The sequence below is a fragment of the Arthrobacter sp. 05L417 genome, from assembly GCF_056397865.1.
Genome location: NZ_JBFTOG010000136.1, coordinates 1 through 357, shown reverse-complemented (window position 1 = coordinate 357; position 357 = coordinate 1). Strand labels below are relative to the sequence as shown.

Genomic DNA, 357 nt, shown 5'->3' with positions numbered 1-357 from the left:
GAGCTGGCGCTGAACCATCCCGACGTCGAGATCATCGTGAACCTGACCATCCCGGCAGCCCATGTCGAGGTGGCCACGGCTGCCGTGAACGCGGGCAAGCACGTCTGGACCGAGAAGCCGTTCTCCCTGGACCGCGAGTCCGGGCTGGCTTTGTTGAAGACGGCCGACGCCGCGGGCATCCGTCTGGGCTGTGCCCCGGACACGTTCCTGGGCGCGGGCCTGCAGACGGCCCGGCGGGTCATCGAACGCGGCGACATCGGCACGCCTTTGACCGCGCTGACCATGTTCCAGACCCCCGGCCCGGAATCCTGGCACCCGAACCCGTCCTTCCTCTTCGCCCACGGCGCCGGCCCGCTC

The 357-nt window shown here is 69.7% G+C and carries 1 protein-coding gene; it reads left to right on the top strand.

The window, feature by feature from the left end; translation table 11 throughout:
* A partial coding sequence (locus AC1DJW_RS26660) for a Gfo/Idh/MocA family protein (protein WP_476902980.1) occupies positions 1-357 on the top strand: 357 nt, incomplete at both ends.